The sequence below is a fragment of the Pseudomonas sp. P5_B2 genome, from assembly GCF_056400445.1.
In genome coordinates this window covers 1-1026 of record NZ_JBFULH010001087.1, presented here as the reverse complement: position 1 = coordinate 1026, position 1026 = coordinate 1, and the positions used below count along the sequence as shown (strand labels likewise).

1 protein-coding gene is annotated in these 1026 nt (G+C 60.3%); it reads left to right on the top strand.

From position 1 onward, the window contains the following. On the top strand, positions 1 to 1026 hold a 1026-nt coding region (locus AC1DRJ_RS29350), incomplete at both ends, for a PAS domain-containing protein (protein ID WP_477805211.1).

Sequence of the window (1026 nt, the reverse complement as noted above, 5' to 3'; positions counted from 1 at the left end):
CGGGTGTGGTGCAGAGCCTGAAAAACGTGTCGGCGATGCATCGGCGCAGCTTTGACCTGCTCGAAACCACGCTGAATTACCAGCTCGCTTCGGTCGGTGAGGCCGTGCAGGTCATGGGTGACAGTCGGAGTACCCCACACCTGCATGCGCTGCTGGCAAAGGAAGTGGAGAAAGCCTGGCTAGATACCGTCGTCGTCCTCGACGCGGAGGGCACGATCATTGCCGATCACTCCAACGTGCCGCTGGAATCAGTCCTGTTGCCGGGCGTATCGGCGAAACGCTCCTTCAAGGATTTGCCCAATTATCAGGCGGCCCTGGCGGGTGGGGCCGAGTTCGCCACCTTTTTTGCTCCCCGTCCGCAAGCCCCCGAACTGGGTGGCGGAGGGATTGCGCTATTCCGGCCGATCAGGTCGGCGGACGGGCAGTTGCTGGGGTCTGTGGTCGGCTTTACCAGCCTGCACAGCTTGTCGGCGTTGCTCAATATCGATGCCGCGCGGGGGTTCGATCTGGGCCAGGACGGCATCCTGGGGTTTATTGATCAACGCACGCACGAATGGCTGTATCGCTCTGCGCATGGAAAGAATTCAGTTGCCGAGGGGCATAAGGTCGTCAACCCCTCAATGTTTCAGGACACCCGGTACGGGCCGGATGTGAAATCTTACCGATCCCCAAGCGACGGCCTGGAGCGACTGGCCGTGTTAGCCCCGCAACGCGACCGTCAATGGCTGCAAGTAGTGGCGGCGAGCAAGGATGAGTACCTGTTCAACTGGCGACTCCAGGTAGCCTTCTCGGTGCTGGCGTTTGCCGGCATAGGTGTCCTGCAGTGGCTACTGCTGGGGCTTTTCCGTCGCAATCATCAGCAACGCACGCTGCTAGATCTGGTTCTCGACAACGTAGACGCCTATGTGTATTTCAAGTCCAGCGAGCGCCGCTTCCTCTACGTCAACGCCAAGACTGCCGATCTGTTCGGCTTGCCCGCCGAACAAATCGTCGGCCGCCGAGACCTCGACTTCATGGCGCCTGATC